Source organism: Streptomyces sp. NPDC013455 (assembly GCF_040632975.1).
In the GTDB taxonomy this organism is placed as follows: domain Bacteria; phylum Actinomycetota; class Actinomycetes; order Streptomycetales; family Streptomycetaceae; genus Streptomyces.
Map to the genome: position 1 here is coordinate 40,699 of NZ_JBEYCX010000010.1, position 22,871 is coordinate 63,569.

Consider the following 22,871-nt stretch of genomic DNA (forward strand, 5'->3'; position numbering starts at 1 on the left):
CCCGATGACGGCGAAGATCGCGTACGACGACGTCGAGGTCGGCACCGAGCTGCCGGCGCAGACCTTCCCCGTGACCCGCGCCACGCTCGTGCGCTACGCGGGTGCCTCCGGGGACTTCAACCCCATCCACTGGAACGAGAAGTTCGCCAAGGAGGTGGGCCTGCCGGACGTCATCGCGCACGGCATGTTCACCATGGCCGAGGCGATCCGCGTGGTCACCGACTGGACCGGGGATCCCGGCGCGGTCGTGGAGTACGGCGTCCGTTTCACCAAGCCCGTCGTGGTGCCCAACGACGGCCAGGGCGCGGTCATCGAGGTCGGCGGCAAGGTCGCGGCCAAGCTGGACGACAACACCGTGCGCGTCGACCTGACGGCGACGAGCGGCGGCCAGAAGGTGCTGGGCATGTCCCGGGCGGTCGTACGGCTGGCCTGACGGCCACGTCCTACGGCTGACCCGGCAGCGGCCGGTTGTAAGGGGCGCTCCGCTAAGAAGTCATCTCATTTGGTGATCGAGCTGCCCGTGAGAGCCAGCGGTCAGCCGCAGGCGCGGTGACTTGACCGCGATGTGAGACTTGCAGCATGGACATGGGGCGTGAGTCGCGGTGGGAAAAGGACGCAATGACGGTGGAGATCGTTTTTGCTCTGGTGACTGCCGCCGTGCTGGCTGGGGTGATCTTTGCCGTCGCTTGGACTCTCGCCCTGGCCCTTGACCTCTCTGGTTCAGCAGAGAGAGGCGTGTTGGTGGGGGGCGCACTGCTCGGAGCGGTGGCCGGAGTGTGGCGTCTGGTACGGGTGCTGCTTCGATTCGACGAGCAGCGCCGAATGGGCCACTGACTACGGGCCTTTCCTTTGCGGTCGGTAGCCTCCCGGCGTGGGGATCGTTGAGCGGCTGGTGCCAGATGAGCTGTGGGAGCTGTTCCAGCGGGTGGTGCCAGAGGCGCCGTCGCGGCCGCAGGGCGGTGGCCGGCGTCGCCACGGCGACCGCGAGGTCCTGGCCGCAGTCCTGTTCGTGGCGACTTCGGGCTGCACGTGGCAGCAGCTTCCCGCGGCGTCGTTCGGGCCATCCGGCGCGACGGCGCACCGTCGGTTCGCCGAGTGGACGAAGGCCAGGGTGTGGGCCAGACTCCACCGTCTGGTCCTCGACGAACTCGGTGCCCGCGGTGACCTGGACTGGTCGCGATGCGCGATCGACTCGGTGAACATGCGGGCCGTGAAAAGGGGGATCTGACAGGTCCGAATCCTGTCGACCGAGGCAAGTACGGCTCGAAGATCCATCTGATCACCGAGCGGACCGGTCTGCCCCTGTCCGTCGGCATCTCCGGCGCCAACGTTCACGACAGCCAGGCCCTGATTCCGCTCGTGAAGGGCGTCCCTCCGATCCGGTCCCGCCGCGGCCCTCGCCGACGAAGGCCCGCCAAGCTACATGCCGACAAGGGCTACGACTACCACCACCTGCGGCAATGGCTTACACAGCGAGGCATCCAGCACCGCATCGCGCGCAAGGGCGTCGAGACCTCACAGCGACTCGGACGACACCGTTGGACCATCGAACGCACCATGGCCTGGCTCGCCGGCTGCCGCCGACTCCACCGCCGCTACGAGCGCAAAGCCGAGCACTTCCTCGCCTTCACGAGCATCGCCTGCACCCTCATCTGCTACCGCAGGCTCACCAAATGAGATGACTTCTAAGGCGGGCGCCCCTTACGCACGCGCGGGCACCCGGTCGTCCTTGACTAGGTTAGTGATTGAGTACTAACTTCTCGGTATGGTCAGGATGAGCGCAGAGGAGCGGCGGGAGAGCGTCATCCGCGCGGCGATCGCCGAGTTCGCCCGGAAGGGCTACTACGGCACCTCCACCGAGGTGATCGCCAAGCGCGTGGGCGTCTCGCAGCCCTACCTCTTCCGGCTCTTCCCGGGCAAGAAGGCGATCTTCGCCGCCGCGTCGCTGCGGTGCGTGGAGGACACCTGCCGGGTCTTCGCGGAGGCGGCCGACGGGCTGCACGGAGAGGAGGCCCTGCACGCCATGGCGAACGCCTATGTGCGGCTGATCACGGAGCATCCCGAGAAGCTCCAGATGCAGATGCAGACGTACATCACGGTCGCGGCCGCCGAGGCGGAGGGCGACCACGAGTTCGGCACGGCCGTACGCGCCGCCTGGATGCGGCTGTGGGACACCGTGCACCTGCCGCTGGGTGCCGACGACAACGAGACGACGACCTTCCTGGCGTACGGGATGCTCATCAACACGCTCGCGGCCATGGGCTTCCCGCCCGAGCACCGGGTGTGGCAGGGGATGTACCCCTCGGCCCGGATCACCGGGCGGCTGGAGAAGTAACCCGGGTCACCGGGCGGCGGAAGCAAGAGGAGCGCGGAGGGTCCGCGTCTCTTCATGTCCCTAAAAGTTAGTCAGCAATAACTAACCGAGATCGGCTCTGGGGGAGCGATGTCACGGACGACAGCAGGACCGAGCACCACCACATCGCGGGCGGGGGCCGTGTGGGCCCTCGTCATCACGAGCGTCGCCGGCTTCATGGCGGCCCTGGACAACCTCGTGGTCACCACCGCCCTGCCCGCCATCCGCGAGGACCTGGGCGGGGCGCTGGACGACCTGGAGTGGACCGTCAGCGCCTACACGCTCACCTTCGCCGTCCTGCTGATGACCGGCGCCGCGCTGGGCGACCGCTTCGGACGCCGCAGGCTCTTCATCGCCGGCCTCGCCGTCTTCACCGCGGCCTCCGCCGCCGCGGCCATGGCACCCGGCATCGGCTCCCTGATCGCCGCCCGCGCGGTCCAGGGCGTCGGCGCGGCCGTGATGATGCCGCTCACCCTGACCCTGCTGACCGCCGCGGTGCCCGCGGCCAGGCGCGGCATGGTGTACGGCATCTGGGGCGCCGTCAACGGGCTCGCCGTCGCCTCCGGACCGCTGATCGGCGGCAGCCTCACCGAGCACGTCTCCTGGCACTGGATCTTCTGGCTGAACGTCCCGCTCGGTGTGGCCGTGCTGCCGCTCGCCCGGCTGCGCCTGGCCGAGTCCCACGGCACCGGCACCCGGCTCGACGTACCCGGCACGCTGCTCGCCAGCGGCGGGCTCTTCGGCATCGTGTACGGGCTGGTCCGCGGTCCCGCCGACGGCTGGAGCGACCCCACGGTCCTGACCGCGCTGATCGCCGGCGGAGCACTGCTCGCGGCCTTCGTGCTCTACAGCTCCCGGGCCGCCCACCCGATGCTGCCCATGCGGCTGTTCCGCTCCCGCGCCTTCTCGGGCATCAACGCGGCAAGCCTGCTGATGTTCGTCGGGATGTTCGGCTCGATCTTCCTGCTCAGCCAGTACATGCAGGGCGTGCTCGGCTACTCGCCGACCGAGGCGGGCCTGAGGATGCTGCCCTGGACCGGCATGCCGATGCTCATCGCGCCCGTCGCCGGGATCCTCTCCGACCGTGTCGGCGGCCGGCCGGTCGTCGCCGCGGGCCTGTTCCTGCAGGCCGTCGGCCTCGGCTACATGGCCTCGGTGGCCACCACGGACGCCTCCTACGCCGTCCAGCTGCCCGCCCTGGTGATCAGCGGTGTCGGCATGGCCCTGTTCTTCGCGCCGGCCGCCAACCTCGTCATGTCCAGCGTCCTGCCACAGGAGCAGGGCATCGCCTCCGGCGCCAACAACGCGCTGCGCGAGGTGGGCGGCGCGCTCGGCATAGCCGTCATGTCGTCGATCTTCTCCGCGCAGGGCGGTTACGCATCCGCGCAGAGCTTCGTCGACGGGCTGCGGCCGGCCCTCGTCACCGGCTCCGCGGTGGTCGCCCTCGCCGCGGTCGCCGCCCTGGTGATCCCCGCCCGCCGCGCTGCCGCCGTGGCCGTCGCGGCGACCGGCGAGGCGCCCGCACCACTCCTCGGGACCACCGCCCGCTGACCACGGCCCTTCCCGGCAAGGAGCCCGCGATGCCCACGCTTCCCTGGACCATGTCGGCCACACCGCCGCGAGGAGCCGAGGTGCACGTCTTCGCCTGGCAGGCCACCGCCGACGAACTGCCCGTGAGCTGGGAGGAAGCGGTACGGCGCCTCACGTAGGCGGTACGGCGGCCCCAATAGCCGGTACGGCGCCCGCGTGGCCGTAGGCGGCGGCACCGGGCATCGCGCGCGTGGATCCTCGCCCTGCGGCGGTCCACGCGCGCGTGCGTGCGCGGTGCGGCGCGTCTGCGTGTGCGGTGCGGCGCGTCTGCGTGTGCGGAGGGGGTGAGTCGCACGAGCGGGGCGGGGGTGGGGAAGGGGCGCCGGACACGACAACGGCGGCACGCGCGCGTGCGGACGGCCGCAGCTCCTGCGGTGCGGCGGTGTCGGAGGCGTCTCGTAGTCTTGGGCCCGTGCAGGTACTCCACGACGCCCCCCTTGCCCCGCTGACCACCTTCCGGCTGGGCGGTCCCGCGACGCGGCTGGTGACCGCCGAGACCGACGCCGAGGTGATCGCCGCCGTCCGCGAGGCCGACGACAGCGGCACCCCGCTGCTGCTGATCGGCGGCGGATCGAACCTGGTCATCGGCGACAAGGGCTTCGACGGCACCGCCCTGCGCATCGCCACGCGCGGGATCGAGCTGCGCGGCACGAACCTGGAGCTGGCGGCGGGCGAGGTGTGGACCGACGCCGTCGCCCGCACGGTGGAGGCCGGGCTCGCCGGGATCGAGTGCCTGGCCGGCATCCCCGGCTCCGCGGGTGCCACGCCGATCCAGAACGTCGGCGCGTACGGACAGGAGGTCTCCTCGACGATCACGGAGGTGATCGCGTACGACCGCCGGGCCGGCGAGACCGTCACGCTGACGAACGAGGAGTGCGCCTTCTCCTACCGCCACAGCCGCTTCAAGGCCGATCCCGCGCGCTATGTCGTGCTCCGGGTCCGCTTCGAGCTGGAGGACGCGGACGGGCTGTCGGCGCCGGTCAAGTACGCCGAGGCGGCCCGCGCGCTCGGGGTCGCGCCGGGGGACCGGGTGCCGCTGGCCGACGCCCGCGAGACCGTGCTGAAGCTGCGCGCCGGCAAGGGCATGGTGCTCGACCCCGAGGACCACGACACCTGGTCGGCCGGGTCCTTCTTCACCAATCCGATCCTCACCGAGGAGCAGTACGCCGCGTTCCACGCGCGCGTGCGCGAGCGGCTGGGCGACGGCGTCGAACCGCCCGCCTACCCGGCGGGGGAGGGCCGCACGAAGACGTCCGCCGCCTGGCTGATCGACAAGGCCGGCTTCACCAAGGGCTACGGCACCGGCCCCGTGCGCATCTCCACCAAGCACACCCTCGCCCTCACGAACCGGGGCGGTGCCACCACGGAAGACCTGCTGGCCCTGGCCCGCGAGGTGGTCGCCGGTGTCCGCGACGCCTTCGGCGTCACGCTGGTCAACGAGCCGGTGACCGTTGGCGTGAGTCTCTAGCGGCCGGCGGGCCCCTCCGCCTCCATCGCGCCGAGCACCGTACGGGGCAGCGGGGTGGCGGCGCCGGCGTCCTTGCGGCTGCGCGCGCCCAGGCCGGTCAGGACGGCGTCCCGGCCGGACGGCGGTGCGCGGTTCCCCGGGGGCGCCCGGACCGCTTCGGACGACCTCCAGGCGGGTTCCGGTCAGGCCCGGCCGGGCCGGGGCCCGTACGCGCCCGCTGTGCGGAATCTCCGTTGCGGGCCGGTCCCGAGGGCCGTGATCATGCTGGGCATGAGGTACCGCACATGCGGCTGAGGCTGCGCGAGTTCCGGCCCCGCACCGGGCCGTACGAGTACCGGATCGTCCAGCCCCACCAGCCCCTGCGCCACACCTCGCTGCGCGCCCCCGACCCCATCGGCCTGCTGCTCGGCGACCACGACGGACTGAACCGGCTCGCCGGCCTGTTCTCCTTCGCCGCCTGCTCCCGGCGCACGATCGTCCACGTGCCGCTGCGCGACGGCGTCCCGCCCGACGAGGGCGTCGGCGAGCCGGTCGACCTCGTCATCGCCCACCACAGCCTCGGCCTGCGCCCGAGTCAGTGGCCCGCACTGCGCCGCAGGCTGCGGCAGGGCACCCCGCTCACCGTCCGCACCGACGAGGCACGCACCGCGCGGGACGCCGCCGCGTGGCGGACGCGCGCCGAGCGGGCCGGCTTCCGGGACGAGCTGCGGCACGCCACGCACGCGCGCACGTTCTTCCTCTTCGGCAGCCGGGGCGTGTTCGCCGAGACGGCGACCTGGTTCGCCCACGCCGCGGGCCACGGGCCGTACCAGGAGCGCGTCGCCGAAGGGCACATGGCACTGATGGCGGAGCTGCCCGCGCTCGTCCAGCCGCCCGGCGGCGGGCACCCGGTCGACGTGCTGGTCTGCTTCAAGCCCTACCCGCCCTACGCCCACTTCAGACGACCGGGCGCGCCAGCCAGTCGTCCACCCCGGCCAGCAGCCGCTCCTTGACCTTCTCCGGGGCGGCCGAGCCCCGGACGGACTGCCGGGCCAGCTCCGCCAGCTCGGCGTCGGTGAAGCCGTGCGCGTGCCGGGCGATCTCGTACTGGGCGGCGAGCCGGGAGCCGAACAGCAGCGGATCGTCGGCCCCGAGGGCCAGCGGGACACCCGCCTCGAAGAGCGTGCGCAGCGGCACGTCCTCCGGCTTCTCGTACACACCGAGCGCCACGTTCGACGCCGGGCACACCTCGCACGTCACCTGCCGGTCCGCCAGCCGCTTCAGCAGCCGCGGGTCCTCCGCCGCCCGCACCCCGTGCCCGATCCGGGAGGCGTGCAGGTCGTCCAGGCAGTCCCGGACCGAGGCGGGACCGGTCAGCTCGCCGCCGTGCGGGGCCGACAGCAGGCCGCCCTCGCGCGCGATGTGGAAGGCCCGGTCGAAGTCCCGGGCCATGCCCCGGCGCTCGTCGTTGGAGAGCCCGAAGCCGACCACGCCCCGGTCCGCGTACCGCACCGCGAGACGGGCCAGCGTCCTCGCGTCCAGCGGGTGCTTCATGCGGTTGGCGGCGACGAGCACGCGCATGCCCAGGCCGGTCTCCCGGGACGCCGTGTCCACCGCGTCCATGATGACCTCCAGGGCGGCGATCAGACCGCCCAGCCGGGGCGCGTACGACGTCGGGTCCACCTGGATCTCCAGCCAGCCCGAGCCGTCCCGCAGGTCCTCCTCGGCGGCCTCCCGCACCAGGCGCTGGATGTCCTCCGGCTCGCGCAGGCAGGATCGCGCCGCGTCGTACAGCCGCTGGAAACGGAACCAGCCCCGCTCGTCCGTGGCACGCAGCTTCGGTGGTTCCCCGCTGGTCAGCGCGTCCGACAGCGCGTCGGGCAGACGGACGCCGTACTTGTCGGCCAGTTCCAGCACCGTCCCCGGCCGCATCGAGCCGGTGAAGTGCAGGTGGAGATGGGCTTTCGGCAGCTCGGACAGATCACGTACACGCTCCATTCCCAGATCCTGCCGTACGTCACCGCCGTCCCGGTAGCCGTTTCCCCGTACGTGGTCTTGCCCGCACGCACGAGCGGGCACGGGAACGGGCCGCCTCCCGGAGGGAGACGGCCCGCACGCGCGCGTGGCGGCCGGGGACTAGTCCCGCGCCTCCGCCAGCAGCTTCTGCATCCGGCTCACGCCCTCGACGAGGTCCTCGTCACCGAGCGCGTACGACAGCCGCAGGTAGCCCGGCGTGCCGAAGGCCTCGCCCGGGACGACCGCGACCTCGGCCTCCTCCAGGATCAGCGCGGCCAGCTCGACCGTGTCCTGGGGCCGCTTGCCGCGGATCTCCTTGCCGAGCAGGCCCTTGACCGACGGGTAGGCGTAGAACGCGCCCTCGGGCTCCGGGCAGAGCACGCCGTCGATCTCGTTGAGCATCCGCACGATGGTCCTGCGGCGCCGATCGAATGCCTCGCGCATGGTCGCCACGGCCTCCAGGCCGCCGGAGAGCGCGGCCAGCGCGGCCACCTGGGCGACGTTCGAGACGTTCGAGGTGGCGTGCGACTGGAGGTTCGTCGCGGCCTTGACCACGTCCTTGGGACCGATGACCCAGCCCACGCGCCAGCCGGTCATGGCGTACGTCTTCGCCACGCCGTTGACCACGATGCACTTGTCGCGCAGCTCGGGCAGGAGCGCCGGCAGCGAGACGGCGGCGGCGTCGCCGTAGACCAGGTGCTCGTAGATCTCGTCGGTGAGCACCCACAGGCCGTGCTCCAGGGCCCAGCGGCCGATCGCCTCGGTCTCGGCCTCCGAGTACACCGCGCCGGTCGGGTTGGAGGGGGAGACGAAGAGCACGACCTTCGTCTTCTCCGTGCGCGCGGCCTCCAGCTGCTCCACCGAGACCCGGTAGCCGGTCGTCTCGTCGGCGACGACCTCGACCGGGACACCGCCGGCGAGGCGGATGGATTCCGGGTACGTCGTCCAGTAGGGCGCCGGGACGATGACCTCGTCGCCCGGGTCGAGGATCGCGGCGAACGCCTCGTAGATGGCCTGCTTGCCGCCGTTGGTGACGAGGATCTGGGAGACGTCGGGCTCCCAGCCGGAGTCGCGCAGCGTCTTGGCGGCGATGGCGGCCTTCAGCTCGGGCAGACCCCCGGCCGGGGTGTAGCGGTGGTACTTCGGGTTCTTGCACGCCTCGACGGCCGCCTCGACGATGTAGTCCGGGGTCGGGAAGTCGGGCTCACCGGCGCCGAAGCCGATCACCGGACGCCCGGCGGCCTTCAGGGCCTTGGCCTTGGCGTCCACGGCGAGGGTGGCGGACTCGGAGATCGCGCCGACTCGGGCGGAGACCCGGCGCTCGGTGGGAGGGATTGCAGCGCTCATGGAGCCCATCGTTCCAGACCGGAAATCCCCCCGGCACACTGGTTTCACAGACTGAACAGCAAGAGGCCGAGGCGTGAACACCGGTCCGAATCCGCGCCCCGGCCAGGACGATCTTTGGTCCGACGGCTCCGGACGGGCGCTTTCTGTTCGACGCCGGGCCGTGGACCACGTACACTCTCACCTCGTTGGCCTTCAGCAGCCGCCACTCAGCCGGTGCACACCGTGCACCCGGGTGGATGCGGTACGTTGGGGGACACACAAAGGGTCGTAGCTCAATTGGTAGAGCACCGGTCTCCAAAACCGGCGGTTGGGGGTTCAAGTCCCTCCGGCCCTGCTACACACACCGCCAGGATGTGTGCGCAGGTACGTACAGCATTGCACCGCCGTGCGGCTCAGGAACCGGGCGCGGCACGGCCACGACCCGGGATCAGGTGAGGACAATGACGGACGCCGTGGGCTCCATCGACACGCCTGACGCCCAGGACGAGGTGCCCGAGTCGAAGAAGGCCCGCAAGGGCGGCAAGCGCGCCAAGAAGGGCCCGCTCAAGCGCCTGGCCACCTTCTACCGCCAGATCATCGCGGAGCTCCGCAAGGTCGTCTGGCCGTCGCGCAATCAGCTGACGTCGTACACCACCGTGGTGATCTTCTTCGTCGCCATCATGATCGCCCTGGTGACCGTGATTGACTATGGGCTCGACCACGCGGCCAAGTACGTCTTCGGCTGAGCCAAGAGCGAAGGGCGCCGTGGTACCGGCGCCCGTTTTCGCATGTTCCACCCCTATGTATCCAGGAAGAAGCAGCCATCGTGTCTGACCCGAACCTGAACGACGACGCCACTGAGCCCCGCGGGCTGGCTGCCGAGACGGTGGACGACGAGCTCGACATCGTCGAAGGCGCGGACGAGCAGGACGAGTTCGAGGCTGCCGAGGCCGAGTCGGGCGAGCCGGCCGAAGAGGCCGCCCTGCACGTCGAGGACGAAGAGGCCGACGAGACCGAAGAGGCCGACGAGACCGAAGAGGCCGACGAGACCGAAGAGGTCGACGAGGCCGACGAGGAAGCCGTCGCCGAGGTCGAGGCGGAGCCTGCCGCTCCGGTCGACCCGGTCCAGGCGCTGCGCGAGGAACTGCGCACCCTGCCCGGCGAGTGGTACGTCATCCACACCTACGCCGGCTACGAGAACCGCGTGAAGACCAACCTGGAGCAGCGCGCCGTCTCGCTGAACGTCGAGGACTACATCTTCCAGGCCGAGGTGCCGCAGGAAGAGGTCGTCCAGATCAAGAACGGCGACCGCAAGACGATCAAGCAGAACAAGCTGCCGGGTTACGTCCTGGTCCGCATGGACCTGACCAACGAGTCCTGGGGCGTCGTCCGCAACACGCCGGGCGTCACCGGCTTCGTCGGCAACGCCTACGACCCGTACCCGCTGACCCTGGACGAGATCGTCAAGATGCTCGCCCCGGAGGCCGAGGAGAAGGCCGCCCGCGAGGCCGCCGAGGCCGAGGGCAAGCCCGCCCCGCAGCGCAAGGTCGAGGTCCAGGTGCTGGACTTCGAGGTCGGCGACTCGGTCACCGTCACCGACGGTCCGTTCGCCACGCTCCAGGCGACCATCAACGAGATCAACCCCGACTCGAAGAAGGTCAAGGGCCTGGTGGAGATCTTCGGCCGCGAGACGCCGGTCGAGCTCTCCTTCGACCAGATCCAGAAGAACTAGTTCCTCTGGAACCTGTTCCAGAGGAATCAGCTCCTTCTGGACGTACCGCTTCCGATCAGGTCAGGCAGGCTGCTGCAGCCGGTCTGACCTGCTCGGTTTTCAGCCGCGCATCTATACCCGTTATCGTTGTGCGGTATGCCTGCATCCGGGTGGTCCCCGGGAGCGGGCAGGACCCGAACCGAAAGGACCCGGAGAGCTATGCCTCCCAAGAAGAAGAAGGTCACGGGGCTCATCAAGCTCCAGATCCAGGCCGGTGCCGCCAACCCGGCTCCGCCGGTCGGCCCGGCGCTGGGTCAGCACGGCGTCAACATCATGGAGTTCTGCAAGGCCTACAACGCCGCGACCGAGTCGCAGCGGGGCTGGGTCATCCCGGTGGAGATCACGGTCTACGAGGACCGTTCCTTCACCTTCGTCACCAAGACGCCGCCGGCCGCCAAGATGATCCTCAAGGCCGCGGGTGTCGAGAAGGGCTCCGGCGAGCCGCACAAGACCAAGGTCGCCAAGATCACCGAGGCGCAGGTCCGCGAGATCGCCCAGACCAAGATGCCCGACCTCAACGCGAACGACCTGGACGCCGCGGCGAAGATCATCGCCGGCACCGCGCGCTCCATGGGCGTCACGGTCGAGGGCTGACACCCACCCCTAGCAGTCATGCGGCCGTAGCCGGTCGCACGTGGCAGGGCCTGCTCGGCCCAGGGACCACGACTCCTTTCAGAACACACAGGAGCAAGTTGTGAGCAAGCGCAGCAAGGCTCTCCGCGCTGCGGACGCCAAGGTCGACCGGGAGAAGCTGTACGCCCCGCTCGAGGCCGTCCGTCTCGCCAAGGAGACCTCCACGACCAAGTTCGACGCCACCGTCGAGGTCGCCTTCCGTCTGGGTGTCGACCCGCGCAAGGCCGACCAGATGGTCCGTGGCACCGTGAACCTTCCGCACGGCACCGGTAAGACCGCCCGGGTCCTGGTCTTCGCGACCGGCGACCGTGCCGAGGCCGCGCGTGCCGCGGGCGCCGACATCGTCGGCGCCGACGAGCTGATCGACGAGGTGGCGAAGGGCCGTCTGGACTTCGACGCCGTCGTCGCCACCCCGGACCTCATGGGCAAGGTCGGCCGCCTCGGCCGCGTCCTCGGCCCGCGTGGTCTGATGCCGAACCCGAAGACCGGCACCGTCACCCCCGACGTCACCAAGGCCGTCACCGACATCAAGGGCGGCAAGATCGAGTTCCGCGTCGACAAGCACTCGAACCTGCACTTCATCATCGGCAAGGCGTCCTTCGACGACAGCAAGCTGGTGGAGAACTACGGCGCCGCGCTGGAGGAGATCCTCCGTCTGAAGCCGTCCGCCGCCAAGGGTCGCTACATCAAGAAGGCCGCCATCACCACCACGATGGGCCCCGGCATCCCGGTCGACCCGAACCGCACCCGCAACCTCCTCGTCGAGGAGGACCCGGCCGCCGTCTGAGCCTGAAGCTCAGCCCGGCAGCCGCGTCAGGTACGCGTGAACCGAAAGGGCGGGCCCGGAACCTTCGAGGTTCCGGGCCCGTCCTTTCTGTGTACGGCCTTTCGTACGACTGTCAGTGGCCTGGATTACGGTGCAGGCACAGGACTCGCAACAGGGGTGGGACTAGATGAACAGCACGACCGTGCGCCGGACGGCCCTTTCCATAGCAGTGGTCGCCGGGCTGGCCGGGGTGGCCGCCTGCGGCACCTCCGACTCGGACAAGGGCGGCGACAAGGCGGCCGGCAAGGTGACGCACGTCAGCCCCATCGCGGCCCTGCGCTCGGCCGAGAAGTCGACCGACAAGGCCGACTCGGCCGAGGTGCGCTCCACGACGTCCGTCGGCGACATCATGTCGATGACCGCGAACGGCGCCCTCACCTGGGGCGACGGCCTCAAGGGCAACCTCACCATCACCTACACCGGCGGCCAGATGGCCGAGATGATGAAGAAGGCCGGCACCTCCTCGATGGAGGCCCGGTACCTGCCGGACGCGTACTACGCGCACATGAGCGACGCCTACGCGCAGCAGGCGGGCGGCGGCAAGCACTGGATCAAGTACTCCTACGAGGACCTCGCCAAGCTCGGTGGCGCGTCCGGCTCGTACATGAAGGACCAGATCCAGAACGCCACGCCGAACCAGTCCGTGAAGATGCTGCTGGCCTCCGGCGACGTCAAGAAGGTCGGCGAGGAGACGGTCTCCGGCAAGCACACCACCCACTACTCGGGCACGGTGAACGTCGCCGACCTCGCCGACAAGACCAGCAACCTCAGCGCCGACCAGCTGGCGGCCCTGAAGAAGCAGCTCAGCCAGGCCGGCGTCACCACCGACAAGGTCGACCTCTGGATCGACGACCAGGACCTGCTGGTCAAGAAGAGCGAGAAGGCCGAGACGGCCAACGGCACCATGACCAACACCACGCTCTACAGCGACTACGGCGTCAAGGTCACCGCCGTGGCGCCCCCGGCCGGTGACACCAAGGACTTCGCGGACATGCTGAAGTCCGGCGGCGGCATGACGGGCGGCACCGGCACCACCTCGTGACCTCCTGACACGTGCGCCACCTCTGACACCGGCACACCTCCTGATCCCGGCCCCGCCGCGGAACCCTCCGGGACACGCTCGCGTCTCGCCGTGCGCGGACCCCGCGCGGCCGCCCACGGCCACGTGAGGGCCGAGCGCTCCCCCGGGGGAGCCGGTGCCGTCAGGCGGCCCGTACGCGGGCCCTGAGCCGCCCTGCCCGCCGCCGGGGCCCTGCCCGCCCGCGGCGCAGGGCGGGCGCGGGCGCACCCGGTTCCTCGCCGCACGGCCGGCTGTACGACCGCCGGGCAGGCGCGAAGACCCCCGCGGGGAGCCGTCGGCGGCGGCCGTCGCCGGCGCGGTGTATCAGCCGCGAACGGCCGATTTGCTCGACCGTCGTCCGGTCCCGTACTCTCTTGCAGAAGCCAAAGACCGCTGGTCGTTGCCGTGCGCTCGAACGAGGGTGCGGTGGCCGAAGGATCCGCTGAAAAGTGGGCGACCCGCGCAGGTGACAGTGGAAGAACTCCCGGAGTGCGCACGCCGAGCGCGTGTGCGACCGGTCGAGTCCGCCCCGGGCACCTGCGCCGGGGCGTTTGTTTTACCCAGTCCTCCTTCGGGTCCGCGCGGTCCGAATCACCCGGAAGGAGGCCGAGGCTCTATGGCGAGGCCCGACAAGGCTGCCGCGGTTGCGGAGCTGACGGACAAGTTCCGCAGCTCCAACGCCGCCGTGCTGACCGAGTACCGCGGTCTCACCGTGGCGCAGCTCAAGACGCTGCGCCGGTCGCTCGGTGAGAACGCCCAGTACGCCGTGGTGAAGAACACGCTGACCAAGATTGCGGCCAAGGAGGCCGGGATCACGCTGGAGGACCAGCTCTTCGCTGGCCCGACGGCCGTCGCCTTCGTCACCGGTGACCCGGTGGAGTCGGCGAAGGGTCTGCGTGACTTCGCCAAGGACAACCCCAATCTCGTCATCAAGGGCGGTGTTCTGGAGGGCAAGCCCCTCTCCGCCGACGAGATCAAGAAGCTTGCGGACCTCGAGTCCCGCGAGGTTCTGCTCAGCAAGCTGGCCGGTGCCTTCAAGGCGAAGCAGTCCCAGGCTGCCTCCGTCTTCCAGGCGCTGCCGTCGAAGCTCGTCCGCACCGTGGACGCGCTGCGCGCCAAGCAGGCCGAGCAGGGCGGTGCCGAGTAATTCGGCTCGCTTTCTGACCCGCACCACCGGCGCGGGTCGCAGCGGGCCGACGTACGCCCGCCTTACCCAGTACATCCGGCACCTGCCGATATGAGTGGAAGGACGCCATCATGGCGAAGCTCACCCAGGACGAGCTGCTTGCCCAGTTCGAGGACATGACCCTCATCGAGCTCTCCGGCTTCGTGAAGGCCTTCGAGGAGAAGTTCGACGTCACCGCCGCCGCTGCCGCGCCGGTCGTCGTCGCCGGTGGTGCCGCTGGTGGCGCCGCCGCCGAGGCCGAGGAGGAGAAGGACGAGTTCGACGTCATCCTCACCGGCGCCGGCGAGAAGAAGATCCAGGTCATCAAGGTCGTGCGTGAGCTGACCTCCCTGGGTCTGAAGGAGGCCAAGGACCTCGTCGACGGCACCCCGAAGCCGGTCCTCGAGAAGGTCAACAAGGAAGCCGCCGACAAGGCCGCCGAGGCCCTCAAGGGCGCCGGCGCGTCCGTCGAGGTCAAGTAAGACCTTCGCGACCGCAGAAGCGGCCCGCTAGGGCTGTAACGCGAACGCACCGAAGGGCGATCATCCATCCGGGTGGTCGCCCTTCGGCGTTCCCGGGGGTCGGGCCCGGCCTGCCTTGCACCTGTGTTCGTGAGGGGTAAGGTGATCTTCGTCGTGTCTCGGTCGGCCCAGGTTGGGCTGGGGGGCCTTGACGAACCGCACGCAGCGCGCAATTCTCAGGACGCGTCGTCACAAGGATCCGAATCCGAGGCATGGATCGACGGCGAAGAGGGCAGTATGAACGTGCGTTGAGGGCAGACATGCCGAGGGCGTTGACAAGGGCGTTGAGGGCAACGAGGGTCTTCGAAAACCCGCACTGGACATCAGTGTGCCAAGTGGCTACACTGACCCTTTGCGCTGCCTGTTAGCTGTCCCCTGCCCGTCACCAGGGGTCTGCCCTCACTCGAGCACGTCGACCGAAGCCTCCCTGACCTGGGGTTTCCGTCTCTGTGCAGGGAGAGGGACCGGTACGCGCGTAGTGAGTCCGAGCCCTCGGAAGGACCCCCTCTTGGCCGCCTCGCGCACTGCCTCGACCGCGAATACGAACAACGGCGCCAGCACCGCCCCGCTGCGCATCTCCTTTGCAAAGATCAAGGAGCCTCTCGAGGTTCCGAACCTGCTCGCGCTGCAGACCGAGAGCTTCGACTGGCTGCTCGGCAACACCGCCTGGCAGAGTCGGGTCGAGGAGGCTCTGGAGAACGGTCAGGACGTCCCCACCAAGTCCGGTCTGGAGGAGATCTTCGAAGAGATCTCCCCGATCGAGGACTTCTCCGGGTCGATGTCGCTGACGTTCCGGGACCACCGCTTCGAGCCGCCGAAGAACTCGATCGACGAGTGCAAGGAGCGCGACTTCACGTACGCCGCCCCGCTCTTCGTCACCGCCGAGTTCACCAACAACGAGACCGGTGAGATCAAGTCCCAGACGGTCTTCATGGGCGACTTCCCGCTCATGACGAACAAGGGCACTTTCGTCATCAACGGCACCGAGCGTGTCGTGGTGTCCCAGCTGGTCCGTTCCCCCGGTGTCTACTTCGATTCCTCCATCGACAAGACGTCCGACAAGGACATTTTCTCCGCCAAGATCATCCCGTCCCGGGGTGCCTGGCTGGAGATGGAGATCGACAAGCGCGACATGGTCGGTGTCCGCATCGACCGCAAGCGCAAGCAGTCGGTCACCGTGCTGCTGAAGGCCCTCGGCTGGACGACCGAGCAGATCCTCGAGGAGTTCGGCGACTACGAGTCGATGCGCGCCACCCTGGAGAAGGACCACACCCAGGGCCAGGACGACGCGCTGCTCGACATCTACCGCAAGCTGCGTCCGGGCGAGCCCCCCACGCGCGAGGCCGCGCAGACGCTGCTGGAGAACCTCTACTTCAACCCGAAGCGCTACGACCTCGCCAAGGTCGGCCGCTACAAGGTCAACAAGAAGCTGGGTACGGACACCCCGCTGGACGCGGGCATCCTGACCGTCGAGGACATCATCGCGACGATCAAGTACCTGGTGCAGCTGCACGCCGGCGAGACCGAGACCACCGGTGACAACGGTGAGACGGTCGTCGTCGAGACGGACGACATCGACCACTTCGGCAACCGTCGTCTGCGCAGCGTCGGCGAGCTGATCCAGAACCAGGTCCGTACGGGTCTCGCCCGTATGGAGCGCGTCGTGCGCGAGCGCATGACGACCCAGGACGTCGAGGCGATCACGCCGCAGACCCTGATCAACATCCGGCCGGTCGTCGCCTCCATCAAGGAGTTCTTCGGCACCAGCCAGCTGTCCCAGTTCATGGACCAGAACAACCCGCTGTCCGGGCTGACGCACAAGCGTCGTCTGTCCGCGCTCGGCCCGGGTGGTCTCTCCCGTGAGCGGGCCGGCTTCGAAGTCCGCGACGTGCACCCCTCGCACTACGGCCGTATGTGCCCGATCGAGACGCCGGAAGGCCCGAACATCGGTCTGATCGGCTCGCTCGCCTCCTACGGCCGGGTCAACGCGTTCGGTTTCGTCGAGACCCCGTACCGCAAGGTCATCGACGGCCAGGTCACCGACGAGGTGGACTACCTGACCGCCGACGAGGAGGACCGCTTCGTCATCGCGCAGGCCAACGCGCCGCTGACGAACGACCTCCGCTTCGAGGAGAACCGCGTGCTCGTCCGCCGCCGCGGCGGCGAGGTCGACTACGTCGGCCCCGAGGACGTGGACTACATGGACGTCTCGCCGCGCCAGATGGTGTCGGTCGCGACCGCCATGATCCCCTTCCTCGAGCACGACGACGCCAACCGTGCCCTCATGGGCGCGAACATGATGCGCCAGGCCGTTCCGCTGATTAAGTCGGAGGCCCCGCTCGTCGGTACCGGCATGGAGTACCGCTCCGCCGTCGACGCCGGCGACGTCGTCAAGGCCGAGAAGGCCGGTGTGGTCCAGGAGGTCTCCGCGGACTACATCACCACCGCCAACGACGACGGCACGTACATCACGTACCGCCTGGCCAAGTTCGCCCGTTCCAACCAGGGCACCTCGGTCAACCAGAAGGTCATCGTCAACGAGGGCGACCGGATCATCGAGGGCCAGGTCCTCGCCGACGGTCCGGCCACCCAGAACGGCGAGATGGCGCTGGGCAAGAACCTGCTCGTGGCGTTCATGCCGTGGGAGGGTCACAACTACGAGGACGCGATCATCCTGTCGCAGCGCCTCGTGCAGGACGACGTCCTCTCCTCGATCCACATCGAGGAGCACGAGGTCGATGCCCGTGACACCAAGCTCGGCCCCGAGGAGATCACCCGGGACATCCCGAACGTCTCCGAGGAGGTCCTCGCCGACCTCGACGAGCGCGGCATCATCCGCATCGGTGCCGAGGTCATCGCCGGTGACATCCTCGTCGGCAAGGTCACCCCGAAGGGTGAGACCGAGCTGACCCCGGAGGAGCGCCTGCTCCGCGCGATCTTCGGTGAGAAGGCCCGTGAGGTCCGTGACACCTCGCTGAAGGTGCCGCACGGCGAGACCGGCAAGGTCATCGGCGTGCGCGTCTTCGACCGCGAGGAGGGCGACGAGCTGCCGCCGGGCGTGAACCAGCTGGTCCGCGTCTACGTCGCGCAGAAGCGCAAGATCACCGACGGCGACAAGCTCGCCGGCCGCCACGGCAACAAGGGTGTCATCTCCAAGATCCTGCCGATCGAGGACATGCCGTTCCTGGAGGACGGCACCCCGGTCGACATCATCCTCAACCCGCTGGGTGTGCCGTCCCGAATGAACCCGGGACAGGTCCTGGAGATCCACCTCGGCTGGCTCGCCAGCCGCGGCTGGGACGTCTCCGGCCTGGCGGACGAGTGGGCGCAGCGCCTGCAGGCCATCGGCGCCGACCAGGTCGCCCCCGGCACCAACGTCGCCACCCCGGTCTTCGACGGTGCCCGCGAGGACGAGCTGGCGGGTCTGCTCCAGCACACCATCCCGAACCGCGACGGCGAGCGCATGGTGCTCCCGACCGGTAAGGCGCGGCTGTTCGACGGCCGTAGCGGTGAGCCGTTCCCGGACCCGATCTCGGTCGGCTACATGTACATCCTGAAGCTGCACCACCTGGTCGACGACAAGCTGCACGCCCGTTCGACCGGCCCGTACTCGATGATCACCCAGCAGCCGCTGGGTGGTAAGGCCCAGTTCGGTGGCCAGCGGTTCGGCGAGATGGAGGTGTGGGCACTCGAGGCCTACGGTGCCGCCTACGCCCTCCAGGAGCTGCTGACCATCAAGTCCGACGACGTCACCGGCCGCGTGAAGGTCTACGAGGCCATCGTCAAGGGCGAGAACATCCCCGAGCCCGGCATCCCCGAGTCCTTCAAGGTGCTCATCAAGGAGATGCAGTCGCTCTGCCTGAACGTGGAGGTGCTGTCCAGCGACGGTATGTCCATCGAGATGCGCGACACCGACGAGGACGTCTTCCGCGCTGCGGAGGAGCTCGGCATCGACCTGTCCCGGCGCGAGCCGAGCAGCGTCGAAGAGGTCTGACGGGAGTCCGGCGGGGCCCCTGACCCACAAGGGGCCCCGCCGACCCCCAGGCCCCCGTACAGACCACAGACTTACGACCCTGAGAGGGATTGACGCATAGTGCTCGACGTCAACTTCTTCGACGAGCTCCGGATCGGCCTGGCCACCGCTGACGACATCCGTCAGTGGAGCCACGGCGAGGTCAAGAAGCCCGAGACCATCAACTACCGCACCCTGAAGCCCGAGAAGGACGGACTCTTCTGCGAGAAGATCTTCGGTCCGACCCGGGACTGGGAGTGCTACTGCGGCAAGTACAAGCGCGTCCGCTTCAAGGGCATCATCTGCGAGCGCTGTGGCGTCGAGGTCACCCGCGCCAAGGTGCGCCGTGAGCGGATGGGCCACATCGAGCTCGCCGCTCCCGTCACGCACATCTGGTACTTCAAGGGTGTCCCGTCGCGCCTCGGCTACCTGCTGGACCTGGCGCCGAAGGACCTCGAGAAGGTCATCTACTTCGCGGCGTACATGATCACGTACGTCGACGAGGAGCGCCGTACCCGAGACCTGCCCTCCCTGGAGGCGCACGTCTCGGTCGAGCGCCAGCAGATCGAGAACCGCCGCGACGCCGACCTCGAGGCCCGCGCCAAGAAGCTCGAGACCGACCTGGCCGAGCTGGAGGCCGAGGGCGCCAAGGCCGACGTGCGCCGCAAGGTGCGCGAGGGTGCCGAGCGCGAGATGAAGCAGCTGCGCGACCGCGCGCAGCGCGAGATCGACCGCCTCGACGAGGTGTGGAACCGGTTCAAGAACCTCAAGGTCCAGGACCTGGAGGGCGACGAGCTGCTCTACCGCGAGCTGCGTGACCGCTTCGGCACGTACTTCGACGGCTCGATGGGTGCCGCGGCGCTGCAGAAGCGCCTGGAGTCCTTCGACCTCGAAGAGGAGGCCGAGAAGCTCCGCGAGATCATCCGCACCGGCAAGGGCCAGAAGAAGACCCGCGCCCTGAAGCGGCTCAAGGTCGTCTCCGCGTTCCTGCAGACGTCCAACAGCCCCAAGGGCATGGTCCTGGACTGCGTCCCGGTCATCCCGCCGGACCTGCGTCCGATGGTGCAGCTGGACGGTGGCCGCTTCGCGACCTCCGACCTGAACGACCTGTACCGCCGTGTGATCAACCGGAACAACCGACTGAAGCGCCTTCTCGACCTCGGTGCGCCCGAGATCATCGTGAACAACGAGAAGCGCATGCTCCAGGAGGCCGTCGACGCGCTGTTCGACAACGGCCGCCGTGGCCGCCCGGTCACCGGTCCCGGTAACCGTCCGCTGAAGTCCCTCAGCGACATGCTGAAGGGCAAGCAGGGTCGATTCCGTCAGAACCTGCTCGGCAAGCGAGTCGACTACTCGGCGCGTTCCGTCATCGTCGTCGGCCCGCAGCTGAAGCTGCACCAGTGCGGTCTGCCCAAGGCCATGGCGCTGGAGCTCTTCAAGCCGTTCGTGATGAAGCGCCTGGTCGACCTGAACCACGCGCAGAACATCAAGAGCGCCAAGCGCATGGTGGAGCGCGGCCGTACGGTCGTGTACGACGTCCTCGAAGAGGTCATCGCCGAGCACCCGGTGCTGCTGAACCGTGCTCCCACCCTGCACCGCCTCGGCATCCAGGCCTTCGAGCCGCAGCTGGTCGAGGGCAAGGCCATCCAGATCCACCCGCTCGTCTGCACCGCGTTCAACGCGGACTTCGACGGTGACCAGATGGCCGTGCACCTTCCGCTGTCCGCGGAGGCGCAGGCCGAGGCCCGCATCCTGATGCTGTCCTCGAACAACATCCTCAAGCCGGCCGACGGCCGTCCGGTGACGATGCCGACCCAGGACATGGTCCTCGGTCTGTTCTTCCTCACCACCGACGGCGAGATGCGTGACGTCAAGGGCGAGGGCCGCTCGTTCGCGTCCGTGGCCGAGGCGATCATGGCGTTCGACGCCGGGGAGCTCTCGCTCCAGTCGCGCGTGGACATCCGCTTCCCGGTGGGCACCATCCCGCCGCGCGGCTGGACCCCGCCGGCCCGCGAGGAGGGTGAGCCGGAGTGGCAGCAGGGTGACAGCTTCCGCCTGAACACCACCCTGGGCCGCGCGCTCTTCAACGAGCTGCTGCCCGAGGACTACCCGTTCGTCGACTACGAGGTCGGCAAGAAGCAGCTCTCCGAGATCGTCAACGACCTCGCCGAGCGCTACCCGAAGGTCATCGTGGCGGCGACGCTCGACAACCTGAAGGCGGCCGGCTTCTACTGGGCGACCCGTTCCGGCGTCACCGTGGCCATCTCCGACGTCGTCGTCCCCGAGGCGAAGAAGGAGATCGTCAAGGGCTACGAGGCGCAGGACGAGAAGGTCCAGAAGCAGTACGAGCGCGGTCTGATCACCAAGGACGAGCGCACGCAGGAGCTCATCGCGATCTGGACCAAGGCGACCAACGAGGTCGCCGAGGCGATGAACGACAACTTCCCGAAGACCAACCCGATCTTCATGATGGTGAACTCGGGTGCACGAGGCAACATGATGCAGATGCGTCAGATCGCCGGTATGCGTGGTCTGGTGTCGAACGCGAAGAACGAGACGATCCCGCGTCCGATCAAGGCGTCGTTCCGTGAGGGTCTGTCCGTGCTGGAGTACTTCATCTCCACGCACGGTGCCCGTAAGGGTCTGGCGGACACCGCCCTGCGTACCGCCGACTCGGGTTACCTCACCCGTCGTCTGGTCGACGTCTCCCAGGACGTCATCATCCGCGAGGAGGACTGCGGCACCGAGCGCGGCCTCAAGCTCCACATCGCGGAGGTCGGCGCGGACGGCGTGCTGCGCAAGGCGGACGACGTCGAGACGTCCGTGTACGCGCGCTGCCTCGCCGAGGACATCGTGGTCGACGGCAAGGTGCTGGCCCCGGCCGGCACCGACCTGGGCGACGTGCTCATCGACGAGCTGGTCAAGAACGGCGTCGCCGAGGTCAAGACCCGCTCGGTCCTGACCTGCGAGTCCGCCGTCGGCACCTGCGCGATGTGCTACGGCCGTTCGCTGGCCACCGGCAAGCTGGTCGACATCGGTGAGGCGGTCGGCATCATCGCCGCCCAGTCCATCGGTGAGCCCGGTACCCAGCTGACGATGCGTACCTTCCACACCGGTGGTGTGGCCGGTGACGACATCACCCAGGGTCTGCCGCGTGTCGTCGAGCTCTTCGAGGCCCGTACCCCGAAGGGTGTCGCCCCGATCTCCGAGGCCTCCGGCCGCGTGCGGATCGAGGAGACCGAGAAGACGAAGAAGATCGTCGTCACCCCGGACGACGGCAGCGACGAGACGGCGTACCCGATCTCGAAGCGTGCCAAGGTCCTGGTCCGCGAGGGCGACCACGTCGAGGTGGGCCAGCAGCTCACCGTGGGTGCCACCAACCCGCACGACGTGCTGCGCATCCTGGGTCAGCGTGCCGTCCAGGTCCACCTGGTCGGCGAGGTCCAGAAGGTCTACAACTCGCAGGGTGTGTCGATCCACGACAAGCACATCGAGATCATCATCCGGCAGATGCTCCGCCGCGTGACGATCATCGAGTCCGGCGACGCCGAGCTGCTGCCCGGCGAGCTGGTCGAGCGCTCGAAGTTCGAGACCGAGAACCGTCGTGTGGTCCAGGAGGGCGGTCACCCGGCCTCCGGTCGTCCGCAGCTGATGGGTATCACCAAGGCCTCGCTGGCGACGGAGTCCTGGCTGTCGGCCGCCTCCTTCCAGGAGACGACCCGAGTTCTGACGGACGCGGCGATCAACGCCAAGTCCGACAGCCTCATCGGCCTCAAGGAGAACGTCATCATCGGTAAGCTCATCCCGGCCGGTACGGGTCTGTCCCGCTACCGCAACATCCGGGTCGAGCCGACCGAGGAGGCCAAGGCCGCGATGTACTCGGCCGTCGGCTACGACGACATCGACTACTCGCCGTTCGGCACCGGCTCCGGCCAGGCCGTTCCGCTGGAGGACTACGACTACGGTCCGTACAACCAGTAAGGCGCACGTCCACTGAAGGGCGGCCACCCTCCGGGGTGGCCGCCCTTCGGCGTTGTCCGGGCCCGGCGTTCGAGTGATCACTCCGTGTCCGCCGGCGACCGTCCCGGACTGCCGCCGGCCGATGTGCGACGTTGTGGCCGGATCCGGCCGAGCGTGAGCGGAGGTGCCGA

General features: G+C 68.9%; 19 protein-coding genes, 1 tRNA gene and 1 pseudogene. 18 read left to right on the top strand and 3 right to left on the bottom strand.

The features are described 5' to 3' along the window. The first annotated feature begins 4 nt into the window (after positions 1–4). From ABZ576_RS17900 to ABZ576_RS17930, 7 genes are all read left to right on the top strand, one after another. On the top strand, positions 5–433 hold the full coding sequence (locus tag ABZ576_RS17900; RefSeq protein ID WP_360741206.1) for a MaoC family dehydratase: 429 nt from the start codon (positions 5–7) through the stop codon (positions 431–433). A 146-nt stretch (positions 434–579) separates the two neighbouring features. Further along, positions 580–834, top strand: a complete 255-nt coding sequence (locus ABZ576_RS17905) for a DUF6332 family protein (protein ID WP_360741208.1) — start codon at positions 580–582, stop codon at positions 832–834. Between the two features lie 43 nt (positions 835–877). Then, positions 878–1,677 (top strand): IS5 family transposase gene (locus ABZ576_RS17910; protein ID WP_360741549.1). Its coding sequence is split into 2 segments (ribosomal slippage): positions 878–1,213 and positions 1,216–1,677, totalling 798 coding nucleotides; the frame shifts between segments, so codons are not numbered across the junction. Positions 1,678–1,765: 88 nt separating this feature from the next. Further along, entirely contained in the window at positions 1,766–2,335 is a 570-nt protein-coding gene (locus tag ABZ576_RS17915; RefSeq protein WP_360741210.1) for a helix-turn-helix domain-containing protein, read from the top strand. A gap of 108 nt (positions 2,336–2,443) precedes the next feature. Then, entirely contained in the window at positions 2,444–3,904 is a 1,461-nt protein-coding gene (locus ABZ576_RS17920; RefSeq protein WP_360741212.1) for a DHA2 family efflux MFS transporter permease subunit, read from the top strand. 29 nt (positions 3,905–3,933) lie between these two features. Then, complete coding sequence (locus tag ABZ576_RS17925) at positions 3,934–4,062, top strand: hypothetical protein (RefSeq protein WP_360741214.1); 129 nt, start codon at positions 3,934–3,936, stop codon at positions 4,060–4,062. Positions 4,063–4,325: 263 nt separating this feature from the next. Next, positions 4,326–5,411 (top strand): UDP-N-acetylmuramate dehydrogenase, encoded by a 1,086-nt coding sequence (locus ABZ576_RS17930; RefSeq protein ID WP_360741216.1) that lies wholly within the window; start codon positions 4,326–4,328, stop codon positions 5,409–5,411. An 11-nt stretch (positions 5,412–5,422) separates the two neighbouring features. Here ABZ576_RS17930 and ABZ576_RS17935 read toward each other — a convergent pair. Further along, a pseudogene (locus ABZ576_RS17935) lies at positions 5,423–5,621 on the bottom strand (epimerase); the annotation flags it as partial. Positions 5,622–5,695: 74 nt separating this feature from the next. Between ABZ576_RS17935 and ABZ576_RS17940 the strand changes: the two are divergent. Next, a complete protein-coding gene (locus ABZ576_RS17940; protein WP_360741218.1) occupies positions 5,696–6,403 on the top strand; it encodes a hypothetical protein in 708 nt (235 codons plus the stop codon). Here ABZ576_RS17940 and ABZ576_RS17945 read toward each other — a convergent pair. Then, positions 6,348–7,388 carry an adenosine deaminase gene (locus ABZ576_RS17945; protein WP_360741220.1) on the bottom strand — a complete coding sequence of 347 codons (1,041 nt, stop codon included), beginning with the start codon at positions 7,386–7,388 and terminating at the stop codon, positions 6,348–6,350. The genes ABZ576_RS17940 and ABZ576_RS17945 overlap by 56 nt on opposite strands. 138 nt (positions 7,389–7,526) lie before the next feature. Next, a complete protein-coding gene (locus ABZ576_RS17950) occupies positions 7,527–8,753 on the bottom strand; it encodes a pyridoxal phosphate-dependent aminotransferase (protein WP_360741222.1) in 1,227 nt (408 codons plus the stop codon). A 261-nt stretch (positions 8,754–9,014) separates the two neighbouring features. Between ABZ576_RS17950 and ABZ576_RS17955 the strand changes: the two genes are divergently transcribed. From ABZ576_RS17955 to ABZ576_RS18000, 10 genes are all read left to right on the top strand, one after another. Continuing rightward, positions 9,015–9,087, top strand: a tRNA-Trp gene (locus ABZ576_RS17955). 106 nt (positions 9,088–9,193) lie between these two features. Next, positions 9,194–9,478 carry a preprotein translocase subunit SecE gene (secE, locus tag ABZ576_RS17960; protein ID WP_360741224.1) on the top strand — a complete coding sequence of 95 codons (285 nt, stop codon included), beginning with the start codon at positions 9,194–9,196 and terminating at the stop codon, positions 9,476–9,478. Between the two features lie 80 nt (positions 9,479–9,558). Beyond that, a complete protein-coding gene (gene nusG / locus ABZ576_RS17965; RefSeq protein WP_360741226.1) occupies positions 9,559–10,464 on the top strand; it encodes a transcription termination/antitermination protein NusG in 906 nt (301 codons plus the stop codon). Between the two features lie 198 nt (positions 10,465–10,662). Then, positions 10,663–11,097, top strand: coding sequence for a 50S ribosomal protein L11 (gene rplK / locus ABZ576_RS17970; RefSeq protein WP_030747472.1), 435 nt, complete (start codon positions 10,663–10,665; stop codon positions 11,095–11,097). A gap of 100 nt (positions 11,098–11,197) precedes the next feature. Further along, positions 11,198–11,923: a 50S ribosomal protein L1 gene (gene rplA / locus ABZ576_RS17975; RefSeq protein WP_360741228.1), complete on the top strand. Its 726-nt coding sequence runs from the start codon at positions 11,198–11,200 to the stop codon at positions 11,921–11,923. Between the two features lie 166 nt (positions 11,924–12,089). Then, complete coding sequence (locus ABZ576_RS17980; RefSeq protein WP_360741230.1) at positions 12,090–13,004, top strand: hypothetical protein; 915 nt, start codon at positions 12,090–12,092, stop codon at positions 13,002–13,004. 634 nt (positions 13,005–13,638) lie between these two features. Further along, entirely contained in the window at positions 13,639–14,169 is a 531-nt protein-coding gene (gene rplJ, locus ABZ576_RS17985) for a 50S ribosomal protein L10 (RefSeq protein ID WP_360741232.1), read from the top strand. 110 nt (positions 14,170–14,279) lie between these two features. Further along, a complete protein-coding gene (gene rplL, locus ABZ576_RS17990) occupies positions 14,280–14,669 on the top strand; it encodes a 50S ribosomal protein L7/L12 (protein ID WP_360741234.1) in 390 nt (129 codons plus the stop codon). 547 nt (positions 14,670–15,216) lie between these two features. Beyond that, positions 15,217–18,702: a DNA-directed RNA polymerase subunit beta gene (gene rpoB / locus ABZ576_RS17995; protein ID WP_360741236.1), complete on the top strand. Its 3,486-nt coding sequence runs from the start codon at positions 15,217–15,219 to the stop codon at positions 18,700–18,702. Positions 18,703–18,801: 99 nt separating this feature from the next. Then, on the top strand, positions 18,802–22,701 hold the full coding sequence (locus ABZ576_RS18000) for a DNA-directed RNA polymerase subunit beta' (protein ID WP_360741238.1): 3,900 nt from the start codon (positions 18,802–18,804) through the stop codon (positions 22,699–22,701). Positions 22,702–22,871: the final 170 nt, after the last annotated feature.

What these genes read in the sequence shown, in the direction of transcription:
- ABZ576_RS17980 (WP_360741230.1), top strand. Translation starts at nt 12,090, where the DNA reads ATGAACAGCACGACCGTGCGCCGGACGGCCCTTTCCATAGCAGTGGTC.
- secE (WP_360741224.1), top strand. Translation starts at nt 9,194, where the DNA reads ATGACGGACGCCGTGGGCTCCATCGACACGCCTGACGCCCAGGACGAG.
- ABZ576_RS17920 (WP_360741212.1), top strand. Translation starts at nt 2,444, where the DNA reads ATGTCACGGACGACAGCAGGACCGAGCACCACCACATCGCGGGCGGGG.
- ABZ576_RS17905 (WP_360741208.1), top strand. Translation starts at nt 580, where the DNA reads ATGGACATGGGGCGTGAGTCGCGGTGGGAAAAGGACGCAATGACGGTG.
- ABZ576_RS17900 (WP_360741206.1), top strand. Translation starts at nt 5, where the DNA reads ATGACGGCGAAGATCGCGTACGACGACGTCGAGGTCGGCACCGAGCTG.
- rplK (WP_030747472.1), top strand. Translation starts at nt 10,663, where the DNA reads ATGCCTCCCAAGAAGAAGAAGGTCACGGGGCTCATCAAGCTCCAGATC.
- ABZ576_RS17915 (WP_360741210.1), top strand. Translation starts at nt 1,766, where the DNA reads ATGGTCAGGATGAGCGCAGAGGAGCGGCGGGAGAGCGTCATCCGCGCG.
- ABZ576_RS17925 (WP_360741214.1), top strand. Translation starts at nt 3,934, where the DNA reads ATGCCCACGCTTCCCTGGACCATGTCGGCCACACCGCCGCGAGGAGCC.
- ABZ576_RS17940 (WP_360741218.1), top strand. Translation starts at nt 5,696, where the DNA reads ATGCGGCTGAGGCTGCGCGAGTTCCGGCCCCGCACCGGGCCGTACGAG.
- rplJ (WP_360741232.1), top strand. Translation starts at nt 13,639, where the DNA reads ATGGCGAGGCCCGACAAGGCTGCCGCGGTTGCGGAGCTGACGGACAAG.
- ABZ576_RS17950 (WP_360741222.1), bottom strand. Translation starts at nt 8,753, where the DNA reads ATGAGCGCTGCAATCCCTCCCACCGAGCGCCGGGTCTCCGCCCGAGTC.
- rplL (WP_360741234.1), top strand. Translation starts at nt 14,280, where the DNA reads ATGGCGAAGCTCACCCAGGACGAGCTGCTTGCCCAGTTCGAGGACATG.
- ABZ576_RS17945 (WP_360741220.1), bottom strand. Translation starts at nt 7,388, where the DNA reads ATGGAGCGTGTACGTGATCTGTCCGAGCTGCCGAAAGCCCATCTCCAC.